Source organism: Catenuloplanes sp. NPDC051500 (assembly GCF_044454585.1).
GTDB lineage: Bacteria > Actinomycetota > Actinomycetes > Mycobacteriales > Micromonosporaceae > Catenuloplanes.
The window spans coordinates 17,443-41,709 of the sequence record NZ_JBITDX010000025.1 but is presented as its reverse complement, the minus strand read 5'-3'; the positions used below and the strand labels follow the sequence as shown (position 1 = coordinate 41,709).

Annotated in this window: 22 protein-coding genes; 16 read left to right on the top strand and 6 right to left on the bottom strand. The window is 71.8% G+C overall.

What is annotated here, in order from left to right:
* Nucleotides 1–119 precede the first annotated feature (119 nt).
* Both ACIA8K_RS34860 and rpmB read right to left on the bottom strand, forming a co-directional pair.
* On the bottom strand, nucleotides 120–2,324 hold the full coding sequence (locus tag ACIA8K_RS34860; RefSeq protein WP_396067173.1) for a PAS domain S-box protein: 2,205 nt from the start codon (nucleotides 2,322–2,324) through the stop codon (nucleotides 120–122).
* A 121-nt stretch (nucleotides 2,325–2,445) separates the two neighbouring features.
* Nucleotides 2,446–2,637, bottom strand: coding sequence for a 50S ribosomal protein L28 (gene rpmB, locus ACIA8K_RS34855; RefSeq protein ID WP_033343896.1), 192 nt, complete (start codon nucleotides 2,635–2,637; stop codon nucleotides 2,446–2,448).
* Between the two features lie 212 nt (nucleotides 2,638–2,849).
* On the opposite strand from rpmB, the gene ACIA8K_RS34850 reads away from it, so the two are divergent.
* From ACIA8K_RS34850 to mutM, 12 genes are all read left to right on the top strand, one after another.
* A complete protein-coding gene (locus ACIA8K_RS34850; protein WP_396067171.1) occupies nucleotides 2,850–4,454 on the top strand; it encodes a DAK2 domain-containing protein in 1,605 nt (534 codons plus the stop codon).
* 4 nt (nucleotides 4,455–4,458) lie between these two features.
* Nucleotides 4,459–6,642, top strand: a complete 2,184-nt coding sequence (gene recG / locus ACIA8K_RS34845; RefSeq protein WP_396067168.1) for an ATP-dependent DNA helicase RecG — start codon at nucleotides 4,459–4,461, stop codon at nucleotides 6,640–6,642.
* A gap of 6 nt (nucleotides 6,643–6,648) precedes the next feature.
* Nucleotides 6,649–6,993: a DUF952 domain-containing protein gene (locus tag ACIA8K_RS34840; RefSeq protein WP_396067166.1), complete on the top strand. Its 345-nt coding sequence runs from the start codon at nucleotides 6,649–6,651 to the stop codon at nucleotides 6,991–6,993.
* Nucleotides 6,990–7,553, top strand: a complete 564-nt coding sequence (gene rsmD / locus ACIA8K_RS34835) for a 16S rRNA (guanine(966)-N(2))-methyltransferase RsmD (protein ID WP_396067164.1) — start codon at nucleotides 6,990–6,992, stop codon at nucleotides 7,551–7,553. Before ACIA8K_RS34840 ends, rsmD begins: the two co-directional genes overlap by 4 nt.
* Nucleotides 7,550–8,035, top strand: a complete 486-nt coding sequence (gene coaD / locus ACIA8K_RS34830; protein WP_396067162.1) for a pantetheine-phosphate adenylyltransferase — start codon at nucleotides 7,550–7,552, stop codon at nucleotides 8,033–8,035. The genes rsmD and coaD overlap by 4 nt, the downstream gene beginning before the upstream one ends.
* A 140-nt stretch (nucleotides 8,036–8,175) precedes the next feature.
* Entirely contained in the window at nucleotides 8,176–8,676 is a 501-nt protein-coding gene (locus ACIA8K_RS34825; RefSeq protein ID WP_396067318.1) for a hypothetical protein, read from the top strand.
* Between the two features lie 84 nt (nucleotides 8,677–8,760).
* Complete coding sequence (locus ACIA8K_RS34820; RefSeq protein ID WP_396067160.1) at nucleotides 8,761–9,324, top strand: YceD family protein; 564 nt, start codon at nucleotides 8,761–8,763, stop codon at nucleotides 9,322–9,324.
* Between the two features lie 5 nt (nucleotides 9,325–9,329).
* A complete protein-coding gene (rpmF, locus tag ACIA8K_RS34815) occupies nucleotides 9,330–9,503 on the top strand; it encodes a 50S ribosomal protein L32 (RefSeq protein ID WP_396067158.1) in 174 nt (57 codons plus the stop codon).
* A gap of 54 nt (nucleotides 9,504–9,557) precedes the next feature.
* Nucleotides 9,558–10,514: a phosphate acyltransferase PlsX gene (locus tag ACIA8K_RS34810; protein WP_396067316.1), complete on the top strand. Its 957-nt coding sequence runs from the start codon at nucleotides 9,558–9,560 to the stop codon at nucleotides 10,512–10,514.
* Nucleotides 10,511–11,287, top strand: coding sequence for a ribonuclease III (rnc, locus tag ACIA8K_RS34805; RefSeq protein WP_396067156.1), 777 nt, complete (start codon nucleotides 10,511–10,513; stop codon nucleotides 11,285–11,287). Before ACIA8K_RS34810 ends, rnc begins: the two co-directional genes overlap by 4 nt.
* The gene (locus tag ACIA8K_RS34800; RefSeq protein ID WP_396067154.1) at nucleotides 11,284–12,450 is read left to right on the top strand and encodes a hypothetical protein; all 1,167 of its coding nucleotides are present in this window, start codon (nucleotides 11,284–11,286) and stop codon (nucleotides 12,448–12,450) included. The genes rnc and ACIA8K_RS34800 overlap by 4 nt, the downstream gene beginning before the upstream one ends.
* 8 nt (nucleotides 12,451–12,458) lie before the next feature.
* Nucleotides 12,459–13,301: a bifunctional DNA-formamidopyrimidine glycosylase/DNA-(apurinic or apyrimidinic site) lyase gene (gene mutM / locus ACIA8K_RS34795; RefSeq protein WP_396067152.1), complete on the top strand. Its 843-nt coding sequence runs from the start codon at nucleotides 12,459–12,461 to the stop codon at nucleotides 13,299–13,301.
* Between the two features lie 409 nt (nucleotides 13,302–13,710).
* On the opposite strand, the gene ACIA8K_RS34790 is transcribed toward mutM, so the two are convergent.
* Complete coding sequence (locus ACIA8K_RS34790; protein ID WP_396067150.1) at nucleotides 13,711–14,310, bottom strand: Spherulin-4; 600 nt, start codon at nucleotides 14,308–14,310, stop codon at nucleotides 13,711–13,713.
* Nucleotides 14,311–14,411: 101 nt separating this feature from the next.
* Here ACIA8K_RS34790 and ACIA8K_RS34785 point away from each other — a divergent pair, with 101 nt between their 5' ends.
* The gene (locus ACIA8K_RS34785) at nucleotides 14,412–14,537 is read left to right on the top strand and encodes a hypothetical protein (RefSeq protein WP_396067148.1); all 126 of its coding nucleotides are present in this window, start codon (nucleotides 14,412–14,414) and stop codon (nucleotides 14,535–14,537) included.
* A gap of 549 nt (nucleotides 14,538–15,086) precedes the next feature.
* Here ACIA8K_RS34785 and ACIA8K_RS34780 read toward each other — a convergent pair.
* The 3 genes from ACIA8K_RS34780 to ACIA8K_RS34770 form a co-directional block, all read right to left on the bottom strand.
* Complete coding sequence (locus tag ACIA8K_RS34780; protein ID WP_396067146.1) at nucleotides 15,087–16,799, bottom strand: hypothetical protein; 1,713 nt, start codon at nucleotides 16,797–16,799, stop codon at nucleotides 15,087–15,089.
* A complete protein-coding gene (locus ACIA8K_RS34775) occupies nucleotides 16,796–18,112 on the bottom strand; it encodes a DUF3492 domain-containing protein (RefSeq protein ID WP_396067144.1) in 1,317 nt (438 codons plus the stop codon). Before ACIA8K_RS34775 ends, ACIA8K_RS34780 begins: the two co-directional genes overlap by 4 nt.
* A 126-nt stretch (nucleotides 18,113–18,238) precedes the next feature.
* Nucleotides 18,239–19,036, bottom strand: coding sequence for a CAP domain-containing protein (locus ACIA8K_RS34770; RefSeq protein ID WP_396067142.1), 798 nt, complete (start codon nucleotides 19,034–19,036; stop codon nucleotides 18,239–18,241).
* Between the two features lie 483 nt (nucleotides 19,037–19,519).
* Between ACIA8K_RS34770 and ACIA8K_RS34765 the strand changes: the two genes are divergently transcribed.
* From ACIA8K_RS34765 to ACIA8K_RS34755, 3 genes are all read left to right on the top strand, one after another.
* Nucleotides 19,520–19,714, top strand: a complete 195-nt coding sequence (locus tag ACIA8K_RS34765) for a hypothetical protein (protein WP_033343883.1) — start codon at nucleotides 19,520–19,522, stop codon at nucleotides 19,712–19,714.
* Nucleotides 19,715–20,064: 350 nt separating this feature from the next.
* On the top strand, nucleotides 20,065–23,649 hold the full coding sequence (gene smc / locus ACIA8K_RS34760) for a chromosome segregation protein SMC (protein ID WP_396067140.1): 3,585 nt from the start codon (nucleotides 20,065–20,067) through the stop codon (nucleotides 23,647–23,649).
* On the top strand, nucleotides 23,642–24,262 hold the full coding sequence (locus ACIA8K_RS34755) for an HAD family hydrolase (RefSeq protein WP_396067137.1): 621 nt from the start codon (nucleotides 23,642–23,644) through the stop codon (nucleotides 24,260–24,262). The genes smc and ACIA8K_RS34755 overlap by 8 nt, the downstream gene beginning before the upstream one ends.
* The last annotated feature ends 5 nt before the right edge of the window (nucleotides 24,263–24,267 follow it).

Below are 24,267 nucleotides of genomic sequence, written 5' to 3'. Positions count from 1 at the left end.
GTGGGGGTTTGGTATTTTTTCGCCGCCCCCCCCCCCCCCCCCGGCCGCCCCCCCCCCCCCCCCCCACACCCCACCCAGCGCAACCCGCGAGACCAAAACCGAAAACAGCGAAAACCCCGTCAAACCGGCACGGCCAACACATTCTCAACAGCGCTAATCAACTCCGCCTTACGAAACGGCTTCTGCAAAAGCACAGTATCCGGATGCAAACTCCCCTTCTCAGCAAGCACAGGCGCCGCATACCCCGACATAAACAGAACCGGAATACTGTCACGGAACTCATGGATCCGATCGGCCAACTCCGTGCCAGACATCTCAGGCATCATGATGTCCGTAACCAGCAGGTCGATGCGCCCCTGATGGGCGCGCGCCTTGGCCAGTGCTTCGGGCCCGTCCGCCGCGACGATGACGTCGTAGCCGGATTTGCCGAGCATGCGGCGTACCACCTCGCGCATGTCCGGCTCGTCGTCGACGACGAGGATTGTGTGGCGCCCGTCCTCCGAGTAACCGGCGCCGTTGGACGGGGGGTCGTCGGTGCTGCGGCGGGGCTCGGGGACGTCCTCGGCGGGGAGCATGATGACGACTGTGGTGCCGCGGCCGGGGTCGGAGGAGATGTTGATCTCGCCGCCGGCGGCGGTGACCATGCCGTGGGCGACGGCCAGGCCCATGCCGCCGACGACCGTGGGGTCCTTGGTGGTGAAGAACGGTTCGAAGGCGCGTTCCAGGACCTCGGGGGGCATGCCGTCGCCGGTGTCGGTGACCCGGATCTTGACGTAGCGGGCGGCGCGGGCGCCGGGGGCGCTGCGGGTGCACGGTTCGGCGGTGATGCTGAGGCGGCCGCCGTGGGGCATCGCGTCGCGGGAGTTGAGGGCCAGGTTGACGAGGGTCTGTTCGAGTTGGCCGGGGTCGACGACGACGGGTGGGAGGTCCTTGTGGGCGTTCGTGGTCAGCGTGATGTCGTCGCCGAGTGAGTGGCTGAGCAGGGCGTAGACCTCGGCGACGGTGCTGGAGATGTCGTGCCGGACCGGGCGGGCGACCTCGCGCCGGCCGAACGCGAGCAGTTGGCGGGCGTACCCGCTGGCACGGTCGACGGTTTTCCGGATCTGGGCGATGTCGGTGAGCGCCTCGCGGACGCTTGCGCCGGTGATCGGGCCGCTCAGCTCCTCGGCCACGAAGCCGGCGTGCGAGTCGATGATCGCCAGCAGGTTGTTGAAGTGGTGGGCGACGCCGCCGGCGAGCTGGCCGACGCTCTCCAGCCGGAGCGCTGCGTTCAGTTCCTGCTGGAGGCGGGTGCGTTCGGCTTCGGCGGCGCGTCGTTCGGTGGTGTCGACCACGGTGGCGGAGATCAGCGTTTCGGAGCCGACGTCGATCGGGGAGAGCGAGACCTCGGCGGGGAAGCGGCTGCCGTCTTTCCGTACCCCCTGGAGCTCTTGATTGTCGGGGGAGTCGGTGCGGGGGATGAGGCGTTCGACCGGCAGGCCCAGCACCTCCTCGGCGTCGTAGCCGAAGAGCCGTTCGGCCTCCGGGTTCACGAAGCGGATCAGGCCGTCCTCGCCGATGCCGATGATGCCGATCTGCAATGCGTTGAGCAGGCCGCGGAACATGCTCTGCGCGCGGTTCGTCTCGCCGATGTCCCGGGAGAAGCCGGCGGCGCCGATGATGTGGCCCTGTGTGTCGGCGATCGGGGAGATGGTGGCCGCGACCGTGATCACGTGCCCGTCCTTGTGGCGGCGGGTGGCGGAGAACATCTCCACGTGGCTGCCGGCGATGGTGCGGCGGAACCGCTCCTCCTCCAGCTCAAGCGCGTCCGGCGGGAAGAGTACGCCGCGCGGCCGGCCCAGCATCTCCGCCGCGGTGTAGCCGTAGAGGCGTTCAGCGGCCGGGTTCCAGATGGTGATCAGGCCGTCCCGGTCGGCGGCCAGGATCGCGTCGTGGGACGAGCGGACCAGCGCCCCGACCAGGTTGATCGCGCCGGCCAGTTGGTCTTCCGCGCTCAGCCGGCGGATCGCTGCCGTGATGGTGAGCCCGTGCTCCTCCATGCTGCGCCAGACCGTGACCAGCGCGGGGAAGACGGTGCCGTCCGCGCAGCGGCAGCTCAGCTCGAAGCGGGAGGAGCCGTCGCCGATCGCGGCGCCCAGGTCGTGGCCGGGGCCGGTGAGCAGCCCGCCCGGCTCCGGGATGACCTCTTCGACGGGACGGCCGAAAAGTTCCTCCGGGCGGTACCCGAGCAGCGTGCGTGCGCCTTCGCCGACGTCGGTGATCCGGCCGTCGAACGAGAGCGACAGCACGGCCTCATCGCCGGCAGGATCGGTGGTTTTTCCCATCTGCACACCCCCGTCCCAGAGTAGGGAGCGGGGTGGGGGCGCCGGGGGGAAACGCTCACAAACGCGCGTACGCCCCGTCGCCGGAGCGACGGGGCGTACGACAGAAGCGTTTTACTCGGGCTCAGGCCCGGGTGACCTTGCCGGCCTTGATGCACGAGGTGCAGGCCTGGACCTTGCGGGTGTTGCCGCCACCGGCGGGGGTGCGCACCGTCTGGATGTTCGGGTTCCAGCGGCGGTTGGTCCGCCGGTGCGAGTGGGACACGTTGTGGCCGAAGCCCGGCCCCTTGCCACAGACGTCGCAGACGCTAGCCACGGAAGTCTCCTGCTGTCGATCGAAACGATGCTCTCCATGTGACCTGAGGTCGCATGGAAGTCCCGCGGCGCGGGCCGCAGACAATGAGGTCACCCGCGCACTAGGCCTAGGCAACCCGACCAGGCTACCCGACGCGGGTCCCGACCAGCGAATCGGGTGTCGGAGACCTTCCTGAGCGCGAAAGTGTCGGTGACCGACTATAGGCTTTTTCTGTGCTGGACACCCTTGATGTGACGGTCGTGCGCCGCTGGAGCGGCGCCGGGCTGAGCGCGTTGCGGGCCCACCAGCGCGAGATCGACGAGCTCAACGTCTATCCCGTGCCCGACGGCGACACCGGGACGAACCTGGTGCTCACCCTCACCTCCGCGCAGCACGCGCTCGCGCTCGACCTGGACAACTCCGCGGAGACCGGGCGTACCGCACACGGTCACGCGCTGCACCTGCTGGCCCGCGGCGCGCTGCTCGGCGCGCGCGGCAACTCCGGCGTGATCATCTCTCAGGTGCTGCGCGGCCTGGCCGACTCGCTCGCGGACGTGCCCGAGGTGCGCGGCCCGCATCTGGCGGCCGCGTTGCGCGCGGCGACCGCGGCGGCCTACGCGGCGGTGGCCGAGCCGGTGGAGGGCACCGTGCTGTCTGTGCTCTCCGCGGCCGCGGACGGCGCGTCCCGGGCCGGGTCCGGGCACGTGGCCGAGGTGGCCCGCGCCGCGTCCGAGGCCGCGGCGGTGGCGCTGGCCCGCACGCCCGAGCAGCTGCCGGTGCTGGCCCGGGCCGGTGTTGTCGACGCCGGCGGTCGCGGCCTGTGCCTGCTGCTGGACGCGCTTGTCGAGTCGTTCAGCGCGGCTCCGGGCACGGTCGTGGAGCCGCCGGCGCCCGCCGTGCCGGTCGCCCGCCCGGCCGCCGCGCCGCGGGAGACAGGTTCGCTCGACTACGCCTACGAGGTGCAGTACCTGCTTGATGCGGAGGACGAGGCGGTCGACCGGCTCCGGCGCGCGCTGGGCGGCCTGGGCGACTCGCTTGTCGTGGTCGGCTCCGGCGGGCGCCCACCGGTCTGGCACGTCCACGTCCACGTCAACGACGTGGGCGCCGCGATCGAGGCCGGCGTGGTCGCGGGCCGCCCGCACCAGATCTCCGTCACCCGCTTCGCGGATCAGCCGGCGCACCTGACCACGACCCGTACCCGGGTGGCGGTGGTGATGGCTGACGGCCCCGGGCTCGCCGCGCTCTACATCGGCGAGGACGCGATAGTCGTCGGGCCGAACCCGTCGCCGCAGGAGCTGCTTGAGGCGATCTCGGCAAGCGGCGCCGCGGAGGTCGTGCTGTTGCCGAACGACGGCGACACCCGCGCGGTCGCGGTCGCGGCGGCCCGCGAGGTGAAAGGTCCCCGGGTGAGCGTGGTGCCGACCCGCTCGCCGGTGCAGACGCTCGCCGCGCTCGCGGTCCGCGACGACGCCCGCGGCTTCGACGACGACGTGATCGCGATGGCCGAGGCGGCCGGCGCCTGCCGCTGGGCCGAGGTCACCCGCGCCAGCCGGGAGGCGCTGACCATGGCCGGCCGCTGCCGGGCCGGCGACGCGCTCGGGCTGATCGAGGGCGAGGTCGCGCTGATCGGCACGGAGCTGACCGAGGTCGGCACGGTGCTGCTGGACCGGCTGCTCGGCGGCGGCGGCGAGCTTGTCACGCTGCTCTTCGGCGCGGATGCGCCGTCGGGGCTGGAGCCGGCGTTGCGCGCCCACCTGGCGGCCCGGTGGCCGTTCGTGGAGGCGCGCGGCTACGACGGCGGCCAGCCCGTCTACCCCCTGCTGATCGGCGTGGAGTGAACGCATGACGGAGACGGCCGTCACGGTCGACACACAGCTGGAGAAGGTCCTCGGCGCGAAATCGGCAAAGCCGCTCGCCGAGCGGCTCAACCTGCACACCGCGGGTGACCTGCTCTACCACTTTCCGCGGCGGCACGACCAGCGCGGCGAGCACACCGACATCCGGCAGCTGGAGGTCGGTGAGGACGTCACGATCATGGCGCAGGTGAAGCGGGTCGAGTCCCGGCAGATGCGGCAGCGCCGGGGCCAGCTGCTTGAGGTGCTTGTCGGCGACGACACCGGCAACACGATCTCGCTCACCTTCTTCAGCCAGGCCTGGCGGCAGCGGGAGTTGACGCCGGGCCGGTGGGGCATGTTCGCCGGCAAGGTCACCGACTTCCGCGGCAAGCGCCAGCTCAACAGCCCGGACTACACGCTCTTCGACGAGGAGTCGGAGGTCGCGATCGACGACTTCGCGGGCAAGCTGATCCCGGTCTACCCGGCCGCGGCCGCGGTGCCGACCTGGACCATCGCGAAGGCGGTGGACGTGCTGATGGGCGTGATCACCATGCCGGAGGACCCGCTGCCCGCCGCGCTGCGCGCCGAGCACGACCTGATGAGCCTGGACCGGGCGTTGCGTGAGATCCACAAGCCGGCGGACTGGGGCCCGCTGGGCAGCGCCAAGAAGCGTCTCAAGTGGGACGAGGCGTTCGCGGTGCAGCTGACGCTCGTGCAGCGCAAGGTGCGGGCCACCTCGCTCCCGGCCCGCCCGCGACCGCGCCGCGACGGCGGCCTGCGCGAGCGGTTCGACGTGATCATGCCGTTCGAGCTGACCGAGGGCCAGGCGAAGGTGGGCGAGGAGATCGCGTCCGACCTGAGTACGCCGCACCCGATGCACCGGCTGTTGCAGGGCGAGGTCGGCTCCGGCAAGACGCTTGTCGCGGTGCGCGCCATGCTGCAGGTGGTGGACGCGGGCGGCCAGGCCGTGCTGCTGGCCCCGACCGAGGTGCTGGCCGCGCAGCACCACCGCGGCATCGCCGAGCTGCTCGGCCCGCTCGGCCGCGCCGGTGAGCTGGACTCGGACCCGGACGCCACCCGGCTCACGCTTGTCACAGGCTCGCTCGGGGCGAAGGCGAAACGCGCCGCGCTGGCCGAGGTCGCGTCCGGCGAGGCCGGGATCGTGGTCGGCACGCACGCGCTGCTCTACGAGGGTGTCGACTTCAAGGATCTGGGCCTGGTCGTGGTGGACGAGCAGCACCGCTTCGGCGTCGAGCAGCGGGACGCGCTCCGGGCCAAGGCCGCGCAGCCGCCGCACGTGCTGGTGATGACCGCCACGCCGATCCCGCGCACGGTCGCCATGACCGTCTTCGGCGACCTGGAGGTCTCGGTGCTCGCCCAGCTGCCGCAGGGCCGCTCCCCGATCGCGTCCCACGTCGTGCCGAACGCGGAGAAGCCCGCATTCTTCGACCGCGCCTGGCGGCGCATGCGGGAGGAGATCCAGAAGGGCCATCAGGGGTACGTGGTGTGCCCGCGGATCGGCGCGGAGGAGGGCGACGACGACGTGGAGCCCCCGGCGGACGGCTCGGACGCCAAACGGCCCCCGCTCGCGGTGCTTGAGGTGGCGCCGATCCTCGCGGAGGACTACCTCAAGGGCGTGCGGATCGGCATCCTGCACGGCAGGCTCCCGGCCGACGAGAAGGATGCGGTGATGCGCGCCTACGCGGCCGGCGACCTGGACGTGCTGATCGCCACCACTGTCATCGAGGTCGGCGTGAACGTGCCGAACGCGACAGTGATGATCGTGCTGGACGCGGACCGGTTCGGCGTCTCCCAGCTGCACCAGCTGCGCGGGCGCGTCGGGCGGGGCAGCGCGCCCGGCCTGTGCCTGCTGGTCACCGACGCGCCTGAGGGTACGCCCGCGCGGGTCCGGCTGGACGCGGTCGCCTCCACCACTGACGGTTTCGTGCTTGCCGAGCTGGACCTGGAACAGCGCCGTGAGGGTGATGTGCTCGGCGCCGCCCAGTCCGGCCGCCGTTCCCACCTGCGGCTGCTCTCGCTGCGCAAGGACCAGGAGTTGATCGCGGAGGCGCGGGGGCGGGCGCTGGCGCTGGTCCGGGAGGATCCGGAGCTGGACCGCCATCCCGCGCTCGCCGCGTCGGTGGCCGCACTCGTGGACGGCGAACGCGCCGAATATCTGGAGAAGGGCTGAGTTTTCATGATCCTGCACTTCTGCGCCGCCGAGGTCTGGGCGGACGCGCAGCGAGCCGGGGAGTACACCGCGGACACGCTTGCGAGCGAGGGGTTCATCCACTGCTCGACGGCTGCCCAGGTGCACATCCCGGCGACCATCCGGGCGCGTGGCCGCACCGACCTGGTGCTACTGGAGATCGACGAGTCCCGGCTGCCCGAGCCACCGCGCTGGGAGCCCGGCGACGGCGTGGACGTGGAGAACCTGTTCCCGCACATCTACGGCCCGATCCCGGTGCGCGCGGTGATCGCTGTGCACCCGTACCCGCCGGAGCCGGACGGCTCCTTCGCACCACCGAAGGGACTCGTGTGACAAGGATCGTCGCGGGCGCGCTCGGCGGGCGGCGGCTGACAGTGCCGATCGGCTCGCACACCCGCCCCACCTCGGACCGGGTACGCGAGGCGCTGTTCAGCACGCTTGAGACGCTGCTGGACCTGGACGGCGCCCGGGTCGCGGACCTCTACGCCGGCTCCGGCGCGGTCGGGCTGGAGGCGCTGTCGAGGGGCGCGGAGCACGTGCTGCTCGTGGAGCACGACGCCAAGGCCGGGCGGATCATCCGGGGCAACATCGCGGCGCTCGACGCGCGCGGCCGGGCCGTGCTGCAGTCCGCGAAGGTGAACACCGCGCTTGCGGCCGGGCCGGACGGCGGGCCCTACGACCTGGTGTTCGCGGATCCGCCGTACCCGATGCCGGATCTTGAGGTGTTGGAGATGCTCGCGACGCTTGTGGAACAGGACTGGCTTGCGGAGGACGCGGTGGTGGTCGTGGAACGCTCCAGCCGTGGCGCCGGGCTGGCCTGGGTGGAGGGCATCACTGCGATCCGCAGCCGGAAGTACGGGGAGACCACGCTTTGGTACGGTCGCCGATCATGAGACGCGCGGTGTGCCCAGGATCCTTCGATCCGGTGACGAACGGCCATCTCGACATCATCGGTCGGGCCAGCAGGCTCTTCGACGAGGTGATAGTCGGAGTCCTGATCAATCAGTCGAAGCTCGGGCTCTTCACCATCGAGGAACGCATCGAGCTGCTCACCGAGGTGACTGCCTCCTACGGCAACGTCCGGGTGGCGTCCTTCCAGGGGCTGCTTGTCGACTTCTGCCGTACCCATGAGGCGGGTGTGGTGGTCAAGGGTCTGCGGGCGGTGAGTGATTTCGACTACGAGCTGCAGATGGCCCAGATGAACATCGGGCTGGCCGGCGTGGAGACGCTGTTCATGCCGACCAACCCGCTCTATTCGTTCCTCTCGTCGAGCCTGGTCAAGGAGGTGGCGAAGTGGGGCGGCGACGTTTCCGCGCACCTGCCGGACGAGGTGGACCGGCGTCTGCAGGACCGGTTGCGCCAGAACCGGGCGTAACGAGACGGCGACGGATCCGACTCGCCGGTAAAGAGGGTTTCGCCGTAACGGGTCCGATGGGCCCATGATGAGGGAAGCAGAACGGCGGAGCAGCCGCAGTCAGTGACAGGAGTGAGGCGCCGGTGGACCCGTCCGACCGTATGGACCCGCTCGACCGCATCGACGAGGTCATCAACATCGTGGAGCAGGCCCGCTCCGTGCCGATGTCCCGGACGAACTGCATGGTCGAGCGCGGCGAGATGATCGGCATGCTCGAGGACCTCCGCGCCGAGCTCCCCACGGACCTGCGGAAGGCCGCGGCCCTCCTGGAGGAGCGCGACCGGATAATCGACAAGGGCCGCAGTGAGGCCGAGCGGATCATCGCGGAGGGTGAGGCCGAACACGCCCGCCTGGTCTCGGTGAACGAGATCACCGTCTCCGCGGAGCACGAGGGCGCCAGGATCGTCGCGGAGGCGCGGGCCGAGGCCCAGCGGCTGCGCGAGGAGGTCGACGACTATGTTGACACCGCGCTTGCCAACTTCGAGCAGTTCCTGACCCGTGCGCTCGCATCGATCGAGCGCGGCCGTGACAAGATGCACGCTTTGCGGGAGATCGGCTCGTTCGCCGGAACTGACGAGGGTGACCGGCCCCTCCCGTTTTAGCACGTGCGGCCTGGGGCGATTCGACGCTGGCAACAGCGGTCGGGTAACCTTTTTCGTCGGCCGCCTTCACGGCCGGAGACTGCTATGCCTAAGAAACCCGCGAGTCACCTCAACCCTCGGTCGCCGCTCGTTCTCGACACCCGGGAACTGCCGCGCCGCCCTGGAGCGATGCGTGAAGTCGTCCGGGTGACCGAGGCGCCGGCGGACCTCGGCGTGGAGATGATCGGCGTGGCGCAGGGTGCCGAGATCAGCCTGGACCTGAGGCTGCAGTCGGTGTCCGAGGGCGTGCTCGTGACCGGGACCGTGTCCGGCCCGGTCTCCGGCGAGTGCGGCCGCTGCCTCCGCCCGATCAGCGACTCGTTGACCGTCACGGTCCAGGAGCTGTTCGCGTACGAGAACAGCGTGTTGGACGAGACGACCGACGAAGATGAATTCGGCCGGGTGCAGGACGATCTGATCGACCTGGAGCCGGCTGTGCGGGACGCGGTGGTGCTGGCCTTGCCGACCAACCCGTTGTGCCGCGAGGACTGCCCAGGGTTGTGCTCCGAGTGTGGGGTGCACTGGGACGACCTGCCCGCGGATCATTCCCACGAGCTGGCCGACCCCCGCTGGGCCGCATTGCACAACCTGACCAAACCCGAGGAGTAATTACCGTGGCCGTCCCGAAGCGCAAGATGTCGCGTAGCAACACCCGGGCTCGCCGGTCGCAGTGGAAGACCACGGCGGTCTCGACCGTGGCCTGCCCGCAGTGCCGTTCGCCGAAGCTGCCGCACACCGCGTGCAACACCTGCGGCACCTACAACGGCCGTCAGGTCCTCGAGGTCTGACGCCGCGCGGTGACGCATCCGACCGCAGGTCGGAGCGCGTCCGCACAACGGCGACTGCCCGGTGCATCGGCTCCTCCATCGGAGCCGGGCACCGCGCGGATCGCCGTCGACCTCCTCGGCGGGGATTCTGCACCCGCCGTCGTGGTTGACGGCGCTCTGCGGTCGTGCCGGGCCGATTCCGACCTGCATCTTCTGCTCGTCGGCCCCTCAGAGGTGGCCGACGAGATCATCCACGCCCTCCCGCCGAACGATCGCGACCGCGTCTCCGTGCGCGGCGCGAGGCGGGGGGTGGCCATGGCGGACGCCCCGGCCTCCGGGGGCCGCGCCGACACCACGGTGCGCGCGGCAGCCGCCGCCGTCGTGGAGAACCACGCGGACGCGATGGTGTCCGCCGGCCCGAGCGGCGCCATCGTCACGGCGGCCGTGCTCGCCTTCGGCCGGCTTCCCGGCATCCGCCGTCCCGCGCTCGCCGCTGTCCTGCCGGCCGCACACGGCCCGGTGCTGTTGCTCGACGTGGGCGCCTCGATCGAGGCGAGTCCCACCACCCTGGTACAGCACGGACTGCTCGGCGCCGCGTACGCCATCGCCGTCATGGGCCTGCCCGCCCCACGCCTCGGTCTGCTCTCCATCGGCACCGAGCCCGGAAAGGGCGATCATCCCCGCCGTGCCGCCGACGTCGCACTGACCGGCCTGGCACTGCCCGGCGCCGCCCGGTACGCCGGGCTGGTCGAGGGCTACGAGGTCTCCACAGGTGAACTCGCCGACGTGCTGGTGACCGACGGCTTCACCGGAAACGTACTGCTCAAGGGCGTCGAAGGCGTCCTTGGCACGACCGCGCTCGAAGAACCCCCACCCCGCGCCGGCGTCCTGCTGGGCATCGGCGGGACAGTGGTCGTCTGTCATGGCGCCGCCACCGGCGCCGACCTGGCCTCGGGCATCGCCCTGGCCGCCGACCTGCATCGACGTGCCGCCGTGGCGGCCTTCTGCGACCTTATCGAGGGTAGATCATGAGTGAGCGGGACAAGCGGAAGCGTCCGCCGGTAGGCCACCTGGAGTCCGCCTTCGGCGTGTCGCTGGAGCTGGAGCTGCTGGAGCGCGCGCTGACCCACAGGTCGTACGCGTACGAGAACGGCGGCCTCCCCACGAACGAGCGGCTGGAATTCCTCGGCGACTCCGTGCTCGGCGTCGTGATCACCACGGCGCTCTTCAACGACCATCCGGACCTGCCCGAGGGCAAACTGGCGAAGCTGCGGGCCAGCGTGGTCAACATGACCGCGCTCGCGGACGTGGCACGCACGCTCGGGCCGGAAGGGCTGGGCGCGTACCTGTTCCTCGGCAAGGGCGAGGAGACCACCGGCGGCCGGGACAAGGCCAGCATCCTTGCGGACACGCTTGAGGCGCTGCTCGGCGCGATCTACCTGCAGCACGGCCTGGACGTCGCGGGCGAGGTGATCCACAAGTTGTTCGACCCGCTGATGGCCGCGTCCTCGAAGCAGGGCCCGAGCCTGGACTGGAAGACCAGCCTGCAGGAGCTCACCGCGTCGCTCGGCCTGGGCGTGCCGGAGTACAAGATCGAGGAGGCCGGGCCGGACCACGCGAAGACGTTCACCGCCTGGGTCCACGTGGCCGGCCGGGAGTACGGCGGCCAGCAGGGCCGGAGCAAGAAGCAGGCGGAGCAGCGGGCGGCTGAGGCGGCCTGGCAGACGCTCTCCACCCAGGGCGGCGGCTCGCTCAGCGCGGGCGGCGCGCCGGACCTGCCCGACCTCCCGGACGGCGGTCAGTGACCACCGTCACCGAGGCCGCCGCCGAGGACACCGGGCGGGCGGGGCCGGAGCGGTTCTCCCCGCTCTGGCACGTGGCAATCATCCTCGCGCTCTACGTGCTCCTCCGTGGCCTGCAGTCCGCCGCCATCGGCTGGCTGGCGCAGCCCGGCGCGACAGTCGCGGACAGCCTGCTCTCCTGGGACGCGGGCTGGTTCGTCACCGTCGCAGGCGAGGGCTACCCGACGAACTACAGCTACGACCAGGACGGCGTGCTCGTCGGCAACGGCATCGCGTTCTTCCCGCTCTACCCCGCGCTGATCCGGCTGACCTCGTTCACCGGCCTGAGCCTGCCGGACGCCGCGCTCGTCGTCACCTGGGTGTGCGGCGCCGCGGCCGCGCTCGCGCTGTTCCAGCTCGGCACGCGCCTCTACGACCGCCGCACCGGCTACGCGCTCACCGTCCTGGTGATCGCCCAGCCGATGTCAGTGGTGCTGAACATGGGCTACTCCGAGGGCCTGTTCCTTGCGCTCGCGTCCGGCGCGCTGCTCGCCGCGCACAAGCGGGCCTGGATTCCGATGGGCGTGCTCGGCCTGGCCGGCGCGCTGACCCGCCCCACCGGCTTCGCGCTCACCGTTGCGCTCGGCGTGGCCGCGCTGCTCGCCTGGCGCACGTCGACGACGCGGGAGCGGATCACCTCGCTGACCGCGGCCGGGGTGGCGATGGCCGGCACGCCCGCCTACCTTCTCTGGGCCGGGCACCGCATCGGCGACTGGGACGCCTGGTTCCGCATCCAGACCGCCGGGTGGGGGTCCACGTTCGACTTCGGCCGGACCACGCTTGCCTTCCTCGACGGCACGATGCGCACCGGGAACAGCTGGGTGCAGGTAAGCGTCGCCTGGATCCTGATCGGCGCGGTCGTGCTCGCGTTCGTCGCCGTGCTTCATCGCCCCTGGTGGCCGCTTGTCGCCTACGGGCTGGTCACGCTGGTGCTGGTGGTCGGGCAGGGCGGCTACTACCATTCCAAGCCGCGCCTGCTCGTACCCGTGCTGCTGGTCCTCCTGCCGTTGGCGACCGCACTCGGCCGGGCACGCTGGCGCACGATCGTCCCCGCGCTCGCCGGCTACGCCGCGTTCGGCCTCTGGTACGGCGCCTACCTGGTCACCGTCTGGCCCTACACCATCTGAGGATCGATGTGCCCGAGCTCCCCGAGGTCGAGACCGTCCGGCTCGGCCTGACCACCTGGGTCGTCGGCCGCCGCCTGCACACGGTCGAGGTCCGCCACCCGCGCGCGATCCGCCGCCACGTGCCCGGCGCCGACCACTTCGCGTCAGTCCTGGCCGGACGCACCATTCTGGACGTCTGCCGCCGCGGCAAGTACCTCTGGCTGCCGCTTGACTCCGGCGACGCGATCATCGGCCACCTCGGCATGTCCGGCCAGCTGCTGGTCCAGCCGCCCGGCACGCCGGACGAGACGCACCTGCGCGTCCGGTTCGCGTTCGACGACGACGGGCCCGAGCTGCGCTTCATCGACCAGCGCACGTTCGGCGGGCTCGCGGTCTCCACAGGCGGCGCCGAACTGCCGAGCGAGATCGCACACATCGCCCGCGACCCGATGGATCCGCTCTTCGACGACCTCGCGTTCGCGGACCGCCTCCGCCGCAAGCACACCGAGATCAAGCGCGCGCTGCTCGACCAGTCGCTCATCTCCGGCGTCGGCAACATCTACGCGGACGAGGCGCTGTGGCGTGCCAAGCTACACGGCGCGCGCCCCACCGACGCGCTGAGCAGGCCGGCGATCGAGCGCCTCCTCGCCCATGTCCGCGACGTGCTGTCCGCCGCGATCAAGGAAGGCGGCACCAGCTTCGACGCGCTCTACGTCAACGTCAACGGGGAGAGCGGCTACTTCGATCGGGCGCTGAACGTCTACGGCCAGGAGGGCCTGCCGTGCAGCAGGTGCGGCGCCGCGATCCGCCGCGAGTCGTTCATGAACCGGTCCAGCTTCAGCTGTCCCCGCTGCCAACCCAAACCCCGATAAAAGCGGATATTCCCGCTTCCGCGGTGGTCCGGCCCGTTTGCTCCCGCGGGCTCCGGTCGTCGCTGGCGCTCCCCCCTGCACGTTCCGCGGTGCACGGTCAGAAAACCGGAACGCGGGTCAGGCCTTCGACCAGGAACAATCACCGCGGCCGGTCGCTGCGCGGGGAACTCGTACCCCCGGGTGATTTTCCTTTGCGGCTCCGGCGGAGCAGGCGCCGGTCTGGGACAGGGCAGCTCGGCAGATCACCGGGTGGGGGCGCGGACTCGTTCCGGCGCGGGTGGTCACCGGCGTGGGTGGTCACTGATGTGGATGGTCACTGGCGTGGGCGGTCGCTGGCGTGGGTGGTCGCTGGCGTGGGTGGTCGCTGGCGTGGGTGGTCACTGGCGTAGATGGTCACTGGCGTGGACGGTCACTGGCGTGGGTGCTCACCGGCGTGGGTGCCATGGGCGGGTGCGGCTACCGGGGTGGCCAGCGCCCATCCCGCGCCGCGGAGCGTGATCAGGCGCCGCGCGAGCGGGAGCAGGGCGGCGGGCACGTCGAAGACAAGGTGAGCGTCGCCCGGCCGGGTCTCGGCACGCTGGTAGTCGAGCCAGCTCCCGGCGAAACCGATGACTCCCACCCCCAGGCACCGGTAGCGGGGATGCGGGTCGGCACCCACGTTGAGCAGCACCTCCGCGATCCCGAGCCGGCGCGCGTGGCGGACCGCGAGCGCCACGGCGCCCAGCTCGTCCGCGTCCGCCGGGCAGCGGTCCAGCAGCAGGCCGGCGACCGGGTGCCGGACCCAGCCGGCCAGGTCGTCCAGCAACGCGGTGACCGGGCGCTCGCCGTGCTCCAGATCCACCCGGCCGAACATTCGCACGCCGGCCCGGGTGAGCACGGCAACGGCGGCGTCCGTCTCGGCCGGCGGCAGGTCGAGGACCGCGGTGACCGTACAGCCCGGCCCGGCCACAGCTGCCCAGGTCTCGGCGGGGGAGTACCGGTGTGCCGCCAACGGCAGCAGGATCGGCACGGTGCGATGCCGCTCCTGCGCCGAGTCCGGATCAGAGACCGCCGGGCGGCTCCCGGCCCACGTCAGGAGCGAAGGTGGTGCCGCGGCGGTGATGGGCTCGCATGCCGCTGCCGCTGCCGCTGCCGCTGCCGCTGCCGCTGCCGCTGCCGCTGCCGCTGCCGCTGCCGCTGCCGTCGGGCGGGCCTCGGCCTCTGTCGATGGTGACGCGTGCGTCGCTGTCGTGGTGATCCTGCGCGGCTCTCCAGAATTTCTCGGTCCTTTCTGTCCCGTCTGTCCCGTCTGTCCTGTCGGTCCCGTCGGTCCTGCGGATCCGGTCGGTCCTGCGGATCCGGTCGGTCCTGCGGATCCGGTCGGTCCTGCGGATCCTGTCGGTTCTGTCGGTTCTGTCGGTTCTGTCGGTTCTGTCGGGTCTGCCGGGTCTGCCGGGTCTGCCGGGTCTGCCGGGTCTGCCGGGTCTGCCGGGTCTACCGGGTCTACCGGGTCTACCGGGTCTACTGGGTGGGTCTCGGCCCGTGCCGCCAGTGCGACGGAAGCATCCGCTTCGGCGATGGGTGCGGCCTCAGGCACCGCCCGACGCGTCGCGGTCCAAGCCACAGGGAAGGCCTGCGCATCTGGCACCGCCGCTGGACCGAGATCTCCCCCCTGAGGTACCGAGCCCGCCTGATCAGCACGTTCCGGCGGAACAGCCGGGCGGAGTCGGGGAAAGACCGTCCGATCTGCCGAGCCGCCCGGATCAATATGCCGAGGTGGAACGGCCCGGCGGAGTCGGGGAAGGATCATCGGGTTGCTCCGGGGCCGATTGCGGCGCTCAGCAGACCGGCGCCGTAGCTGACCGCCGCTGCCCCGGCCAGAACGGACAGGGCGAGGTCAATAGCCGGCCGATCGACGAGAGCGGCGCCGAAGCAGAGCGCGGCGGCGGCAAGCGGGGCGGGCACGAGGGAGACCAGGGCCGCGGTTGTGATGCGGCCCTGCGCGGCGAGCAACAGGATCACGCCGTGGAGACCGGCGAGGAGCAGTCCCGCGGTCAGGCTGAGCGCCGTGGCCCGAGCCGTCGCGTGTTCGGCCAGCGGATGCGGCACCAGGTGGATCGCGAGTGTCGTAGCGATCCCTACCAGCAGCGGCGGCGTGAGTCCGATGATCGAAACCAGCGTCACGCCGCCTATGTGCCGTCGATAGGCGCGGACTGTGTCATAGGCGTCGAGCGCACCGGCCGTCTGGGCGGCGCGCCAGCCCGCGAACACCTCCAGCAGCGGCAATGCGATCAACATCGGGACGGCGACCGGCGGCATCGGGCTGCTGCCCGGTACCAGGAGGCAGGCCAGCACGAACGTGGTGATCTGGCCGAAACCGATGAGGGCATGCCCGGCAGCGGTACGCCAGACGCCGGGGCCGGCCGTCGGACGCCCGTCAGTCCCTTCCGATCCGGCCAGCCCCGCCCGTTCGTGAGTCGGCCACGGCGGACGGCGAGACGGCGGCGGCGGACGGCGAGATGGCCACGGCGCTGACCGCCAGGTCCACGACACGGGCCGCAGCATCCACAGTGCCGCGCCGAAGACGCACACCAGCAGGGCCGGTGCGGTCGGGAGCCGTGCGGGCCCGCCATCGTCGGCCATCACGATCGCCACCGCGCACGCAGGCAGGAACGCCCGCAGCATCGCCCTTTCCCGGCCCGTCACCACGGCCGCGACAAGCGCGGCGAACACCGCCAACCCCGCGGCAGCCGACCACGCCACAGCCCTCGGCTCCGCCCCGGCCACCCCCTGCATCCCGGCCCGCACCGCCGAGCCCCACCCCTCGACGCCCGAGCCCGTCACCTCCGCCGCCGTCCCGTCCGAGCCCGTCGCCTCCGTCGCCGTCCCGTCCGAGCCTGCCGCTCCCGACGCCACCCCGTCCGAGCCCGTCGCCTCCGTCGCCGTCCCGCCCGAGCCCGTCACCTCCGACGGCGCCCCGCCCGAGCCCGTCACCTCCGACGCCACCCCAGCCGAACCCGCCACCCCCCACGCCGCCCCGCCCAGGCCGCCTTCGGTCCACCACAGCGCCGCCCCGACCAGCCCGGCCGCGGCCATCCCCAGAAGCGCGAATCCCGCCACCGCCACCCGCAGGCCCCGGGCCGGCCCGTACAGGCGGCCCACGGACGTCAACGCCTGCACCGCCGGCCACCCGAGCAGCAGCACGCCCGCGACGATCACCCACCCCGCCCGGTCCAGCGGTGCCACGGCCGCAAGCAGCACCGGGATCGCGTAGAGCGCGGCCCGCCGCAGCGACGCCCGCAGATACGGGACGCGGCCGGAGCGCACGCCCGCCCGGATCCAGCGTCTGCGCCGGAGGTGCCCGAGCAGCGATTCACCGAGCGCGAAGACGGTCGGCGCACCGTACCCGCGAAGGGCTCCGTGGTCTGTCAGCCCGCCTGCCTCGAGTGCGGCGGCCACGTCGTCGGCGTCGGCCGCGCGGGCGGAGCGGGTGAGTTCGGCGACCGTCGGAACGTTCATCGGTACCCCAGGTCGCGGTAGAGGTGGTCGTAGGCGGGGAGCGTCGCGTGCCGGGCGAGCGTCCGGCGGCGGGCCGTGGCGCCGGTGCGCCGCCGCAGGGCATGGTCGGTGAGGAGCAGGGTGCAGGCGTCCGCGAGCGCGCCGGGTTCGCCGGGCGGCACGACGAGGCCGCCGTCGCCGACCGTCTCCGCCGCCGCCCCGACGTCCGTGGCCACCGCCGGACGACCAGTCATCAAGGCCTTGACCAGGGTGTACGCCACGCCGTCCGTCAGATCGGTGGCGACCGCGACCTGCCCGTCCGCCTGCGGGTCGTCGACGAACCGGAGCGCGTCGTCCAGGCCGAGCCGGTGGGCCAGGTCGCGGCAGTGGCGGGCGTAGGACGGGTCCGTGACCGGCCCGTCCACAAGCAGCCGCACGCCCGGAACCCGCGCCCGGACCAGGCTGAACGCGCTGATCAGACAGGGCAGCTCCGCGTCCGGGCCGATGCTGCCGCGCCACAGCAGCACCTGCGCGGCGGGTTCCGGGGTGTGGCCGGGGTCGTCGAGGCCGGGCGGTACGACGAGCACGCGTTCCGGGTCCGCGCCGTGCCGGAGCTGCCAGCGCCTGTGGAAGCGGGCTGCAGCGATCACCAGCGCGGCGGATTCGTATCCGAGCCGGGCCAGCGCGCGGTGGAAGCGCAGCAGCACCGTGCGCACCGGCTCGTCGTCGCCGGGTGCCAGGTACCGCCGCCGCAGGTGGATGTCGTGTTCGGTGAGCAGGTACGGCGTGCCGGTGTGCCAGCGGGCCGCGAGCGCGATCAGCAGCGGTGGCCCGGACGCGGCCGCGTGCGTGACGTCGGCGTCCGGCGCCGGGACCGCGAGTGGCCGGAGCACGCGTTCGAGCAGGCCGGAGGCGTGGCGGGCCTGTCTCAGCGTGAGCCGGGGGACCGTGCTGTCGACGCCCCGCGCGGCCCGGGCCGCGTCGAGGAGTGCGCCGGCGATCGGCACGCCGTGCAGTGGTTGCCGGCCGTCGCGGGCGAGCACGGCGAGTCGATGCAGCCCGTCCGCGAACTGCCGGTGCGAGGAGTCGCTGAGCATGCCGCGGAACAGCAGCATGGCGGCGGTGACGGCGGCGGGCCGGTCCGCGCGGGGGAGCGACGGCCCGCGGCTCCCGGGCCGCACGTTCCGGACGGAGGCGACGTGGGCCGGCAGCGGGTGGGTGTCGCGGGCCTCCAGCCGGAGCAGGTGGAACGTGTGCCCGGTGACGGCGCCGATCAGTCGTCGGGCCCAGGCGTCGGCCGGTGTCCCGGCCTCGGTGACGAGAGCGACCCGCACCGGTGACCTATCGCCGGTACGGGTCGCGCTCGGAAGAGCAGTTCGGGGTCACGCCGTGCGCAACGAGCTTTCCTCAGGTCGAAGCGCCGGTTGTCGGCTTGGGGACAGCGGTCGTACCCGGTCGGGTCAGCTGCCGGAACCGAACATCTGCGTCCATATCGGGGTGTTTCCGTCGTAGGCGAGACCGACGCCCGTCTCCTTGGCCTTGCAGTTGAGGATGTTCGCGCGGTGGCCGTCGCTGTTCATCCAGGACTCCATGACCGCTTCCGGCGTCTGCTGGCCCTTGGCGATGTTCTCGCCGATCGCGTTGTCGTATCCGGCGGCGCCGGCCCGGTCCCAGGGCGAGCGCCCGTCCAGGCTCTTGTGGTCGAAGTAGTCCTGGTCGGCCATGTCCTGGCTGTGCCCGCGGGTTGCGGTGCGCAGCTTCTCGTTCGTGGTGACCTTGCCGCAGCCGGCCGTGGCGCGCTCCTCGTTGACGAGCGCCGTGACCGCGTCCTCCATCGAGGTGATCTTGCTGCTGGCGCCCGAACCGCTGCCGCCGGAGGAGCTGCCGCCGTTGGACGACGTGCCGCCGTTGCCGTTGCCGCTGCCGGTCTGCTTCGGCGCGGGCTTCGGTGCGGCCGGCGCGCTGCTGGCCGGCGCGGACGGAGAAGCGCTCGGCGACGGGCTGGCCGGGTTCTCGCCCATCACCGCCTCGCCGCTGACCTGGTCCGGCGCGGCCGGTTCGGCGGAGGTGGTGGTGGTGGTGGTGGCGCGCGGGGAGCTGCGGTCGGCGGCCGGGTCCGGGGCCAGATCGCCGCGGTTGGCCTCGCCCGCGCTCGCGTCATAGGACGAGTCGTCGCCTCCGCTGCCGCCGCCGAGGTTCGGCGGGATCACGTACGCGGCGACGCCGAAGATGGCGAGCACGGCCGCGACCAGAGCCACCAGGCCTACCGTGCCGCCGGGAACACGGCGTCGACCGGACTTCCTGACCCTTTTCGCGCTGTGCCGCCCACCAGAGGTGAACTCCTCCGCACGGGGCAGCTCTTGCTGGCTCGTCGCTCGCTCGGCTTGCCGTGACACGGGGTGAACGCCTCCACAGACGGTAAAAACCGCGTGCTCACGCAGCGCGATCGATGGGCGCAGATTGCCATCCGAACCTAATCGGGTGACCAGGGACTTCCAACAGACCTAAGGAAGACCTAGGGAAGACCTAAGAACCGTCGGACCGTCCGCAAAATGCTAATTACCCAGGGTGATGGACGTGGTGCTGGACACGCCGCGCTTGACTCTTTTGGCGACGCGGCGGACTATGGAGGGGTCGCCAGTCGCGCCCAATCACGCCCGTGTGTGCCCACGAGTGTGGAGTCGCGATTTGATGGGCGCGCGTTGGCCGGCCTTTCCGGCAGCGCATTACGAGGAGACGAAATGGCGAAGGCCCTCTACGGCCACGTCGGCATGGCGCAAGACCGGCGCCTCGTCGACGAGGTCAACCGACTGCGTTCCACGGTGCAGGCACTGGAGTTCGAGATCACGCGGTTGCGTGCTGACAACGATCGGCTCGCCGCTGCCGCCGCCGAGGCGGATGATCTGCTGAGTCTGCGCGAACCGGCGCTGACCTGATTTCCAGGGGCGTCGGTCCACCCGGCGCCCACTGCAGAGTTCGAACAGCTGCAGCAGTGTCACCGTAGCAACGCCTGACGAACAACAGAATCCCACTGAATCACACAGCGCGCCGACACATCATTCGTGGCGGCGCGCAGCCTTTTGTAAAGGGTGATGTTGGCGCATTCCTCTCCGTTGCGGCTAGCGTGGGGCCGCGAGTCGTTCCCGGAACCCTGGCCCGCTCGTTAGGCCCCCGGGGCACCCTGCCTCGACGAGGTCACCGGGTGATGCTCGCCGCCGCGGGTTACCCTGCGGATTCTTGCCCGCCGGCGTCCTGCGGCGGGGCGCCGGGGTGAGGATACGGGAACGTGCATCTCAAGAGCCTTACGGTGAAGGGCTTCAAGTCCTTCGCCAGCGCCACCACCATGCGCCTGGAGCCCGGCATCACCTGCGTGGTGGGCCCGAACGGCTCCGGCAAGTCAAATGTCGTGGACGCGATCGCCTGGGTGCTCGGCGAGCAGGGTGCGAAGGCGCTGCGCGGCGGCAAGATGGAGGACGTCATCTTCGCCGGTACGGCCGGCCGTGCGCCCCTGGGCCGGGCCGAGGTCACGCTGACCATCGACAACACGGACGGCGCGCTCCCGATCGACTACACCGAGGTCTCGATCACCCGCCGGATGTTCCGCTCCGGTGAGAGCGAATACGAGATCAACGGCAACGGCTGCCGCCTGCTCGACATCCAGGAGCTGCTCTCCGACAGCGGCATCGGCCGCGAGATGCACATCATCGTCGGCCAGGGCCGGCTCGACTCGATGCTGCACGCGAAGCCGGAGGACCGCCGCGCGTTCATCGAGGAGGCGGCAGGCGTCCTCAAGCACCGCAAGCGGAAAGAGAAGGCGATCCGCAAGCTGGACGCCATGCAGGTCAACCTGAACCGGCTGACCGACCTCACCGCCGAGCTGCGCCGCCAGCTCAAGCCGCTCGGCCGCCAGGCGGAGGTGGCCCGCCGCGCCGCCGGCATCCAGTCCGACCTGCGCGACGCGCGCCTACGGCTGCTCGCGGACGACCTCACCACGCTCCGCACCACGCTTGACAAGGAGATCGCGGACGAGGCCGCGCTCCGGACCCGCCGCGGCGAGCTGGAGAAGGAGAACGAGGTCGCCCAGGGGCGGCTCGCCACGCTTGAGGCCGCGCACGCGGAGGACGCGCCGCTGCTCGCCGCCGCCCAGGACGCCTGGTACAAGCTCTCCGCGCTGCAGGAACGGTTCCGCTCCACCGAGCAGCTGGCCGGCGAGCGGCTGCGGCACCTGTCCGCGCCCGGCGAGGAGGAGCGGCCCGGCCGCGACCCCGACATGCTCGAAGCCCAGGCCGAGGAGGTACGGGCCCAGGAGGAGGAGCTCCGGGAGGCGCTCGAGGAGGACAAGGCACGGCTGGCCGAGGCGGTCGAGGCCCGGCAGGACCTGGAGCGGCAGCTGGCGGACGCGGAGCGCGCGCTTCGCAACGCCGCGAAGGCCATCGCCGACCGCCGGGAGGGCCTGGCGAAGCTCACCGGCCAGGTCAGCGCCGCGCAGGCCCGGTCGTCCACCGCGGCCGAGGAGATCTCCCGCCTGGTGACCGCGCACACCGACGCGGCCGAGCGCGCGGAGCGGGCCCAGGCGGCCGTGGACGCGGTCTCGGCCGAGTCGACCGAGGCCGACCGGGACAACGCGGACCTCGACGCCCGGCACGCGGAGACCGTGGCTGCGCACGACGCCGCGTCCGCGGTGGTCCGCGACCTCACCGAGGCCGAGCGGAAGGCGGAGAAGGACGCGGCGAGCTGGAAGGCGCGCGAGGAGGCCCTCGCGATGGGACTCAAGCGCAAGGACGGCGCGGGCGCGCTGCTGGCCAAGGCCGGGCAGGTCCCCGGCCTGCTGGGCAGCCTTGCCGGGCTGCTCAGCGTGCGTCCCGGCCACGAGGCCGCGCTTGCCGCCGCGCTCGGCGCGCTTGCCGACGCGGTCGCGGTCACGGGCGTCGACGAGGCCGTCGAGGCGATGCGCACCCTCAAGATCACCGACGCCGGCCGGGCCGCGATGCTTGTCGCGGGCGAGGCCGGACCTGGTGACCTGGGTTCGCTCGACGCGCTGCGGCCCAAGCTGCCGGACGGCGCGTCCTGGGCCCCCGACCTGATCACCTGCGCGGAGCAGGTACGGCCCGCCGTCTACCGGGCGCTGCGCGACGTGGTGTTCGTACCCTCGCTTGAAGAGGCCGCCCAGGTCGCCGCGAACAACCCCGAACTGCGCGCGGTCACACCCGAGGGCGACGTGCTTGGCGCGTTCGCGGCCGCGGGCGGCTCCGGCAAGGCGGTCAGCTACATCGAGGTGCAGGCCGCGGTCGACGAGGCCAGGGCGAACCGGGAGACGGCCGAGGCGACCATCGCCGGGCTCAAGGAGGAGTTGGCCGAGGCGCGCGAGGAGGTGGCGGCGCGCAAGGAAGAGGTGCAGGTCGCGGCCGCGGCCAAGCGCGAGGCGGAGAGCCAGCGCAACGCGGCCGCCCGCCGACTCGCCGAGCTGGGCGCCGCCGCGCGCTCCGCCAAGGCCGAGACCGACCGGCTCGCCACCTCCCGCGCCAAGGCCGAGCAGGCTCGCGAACAGGACCTGATGCGGCTTGAGGAGCTTGAGGAACGGCTGCGCGCCGCGGAGGAGACACCGCTTGACGAGGAACCGTCGACGGACGAGCGCGACCTGATCGCCGCAAGCGTTCCCCAGGCCCGGCAGAACGAGATGGAGGTACGGCTCGCAGTTCGTACCGCGGAGGAACGGGTGTCGTCGATCGCCGGCCGCGCCGACTCGCTGCTGCGGCAGGCCAACGCGGAACGGCAGGCCCGGGAGCGCGCCGCCGCCCGCAAGGCCGCGCGCGCCCGCGGGGCCGCCATCGCACGGGCGGTCACCACCGGCGCCGGCGCGGCCCTGGTCCGGATCGCGTCCTCGCTGGCCGAGGCCGCGACCAGCCGGGACCAGATCGCGACCACCCGGTCCGCACGCGAGGCCGAGCTGCAGGAGGTCCGCTCCACCGCCCGGCAGCTGGCCGGCGAGCTGGACCGGCTGACCAGCGAGGTGCACCGCGACGAGGTGGCCCGCGCGGAGCAGCGGCTGCGTTTGGAACAGTTGGAGGCTAAGGCGGCCGAGGACTTCTCGCTCGACGTCGAGACCCTGACCAGCGAGTACGGTCCGCAGAACCCGGTGCCGCCGACCCAGGCCGATGTCACCGCCGCGGAGAAGGACGGCAAGCCGGCGCCGGAGCCGCTGCCGTTCCACAGGCCCACCCAGGAGAAGCGCGCCGCCAAGGCCGAGCGCGACCTCACGCTCCTCGGCAAGGTCAACCCGCTGGCGCTTGAGGAGTTCGCGGCGCTCGAGGAGCGGTTCAAGTTCCTCTCCGACCAGCTGGAGGATCTGAAGGCCACGCGCAAGGACCTGCTCACAGTGGTCAAGGACGTGGACGACCGGATCCTGGAGGTCTTCGCGTCCGCGTTCGAGGACACGGCCCGCGAGTTCGAGCACGTCTTCCAGGTACTCTTCCCCGGCGGCGAGGGGCGGCTGATCCTGACCGACCCGGAGGACATGCTGACCACAGGCGTCGACGTCGAGGCCCGCCCGCCCGGCAAGAAGATCAAGCGACTGTCGCTGCTCTCCGGTGGCGAGCGCTCGCTCACCGCGGTGGCGATGCTCTGCGCGATCTTCCGGGCCCGCCCCAGCCCGTTCTACATCATGGACGAGGTCGAGGCGGCGCTTGACGACGTCAACCTCGGCCGCCTGATCACGCTGTTCGAGCAGCTCCGCGAGCGTTCGCAGCTGATCATCATCACCCACCAGAAGCGCACGATGGAGGTGGCCGACGCGCTCTACGGCATCACCATGCGCGCCGGCGTCACCCAGGTCATCAGCCAGAAGATCGTCAAGGAGAGCGCGGATGCGTAGGCAGCGGGCACGTGCCCTGCTCGTCGACCTGGACGGAGTGCTCCGGCACTTCTCCACGACCACAACCCAGGAGATCGAGCGGCGGTACGGGATGGAGCCCGGCCGCCTCTGGGAGACCGCATCCGTGTGGGGCCGCATGCAACCCGCACTTGCCGGCGAGGTCACCCACGCACAGTGGATGTCCACAGTGGTCGGCGAGCTGGTCTTCGCGGCCGGCGGGCATGAGCGCGCGCAGGCCGCGGTCGCGGAGTGGCAGGCCGATCGCGGCGCCGTCGACGCGGACGTGCTCGACTTCATCCGTTCCGTGCGCACGGCAGGCCTGCCGGTCGGGATCGCCACGAACGGCACCGACGTGCTCGACGCGGACCTGGACACGCTCGGTCTCGCCGGCGAGGTGGACGTGGTGGTCAACTCGTCGGCGGTGGGCGTACACAAGCCGGCCAAGGAGTTCTTCGTCGCGGCCTGCCAGGCGATACGCGTACCCCCGCCGCTCGTGCTCTTCATCGACGACGACGACCGGGCGGTACGCGGCGCCCGGGCCGCGGGACTGTCCGCGCTGCGCTGGAGCGGCCCGGACGATCTCCGCTACGTCCGGGCCGCGTTGGAGCTGTAGCGGCC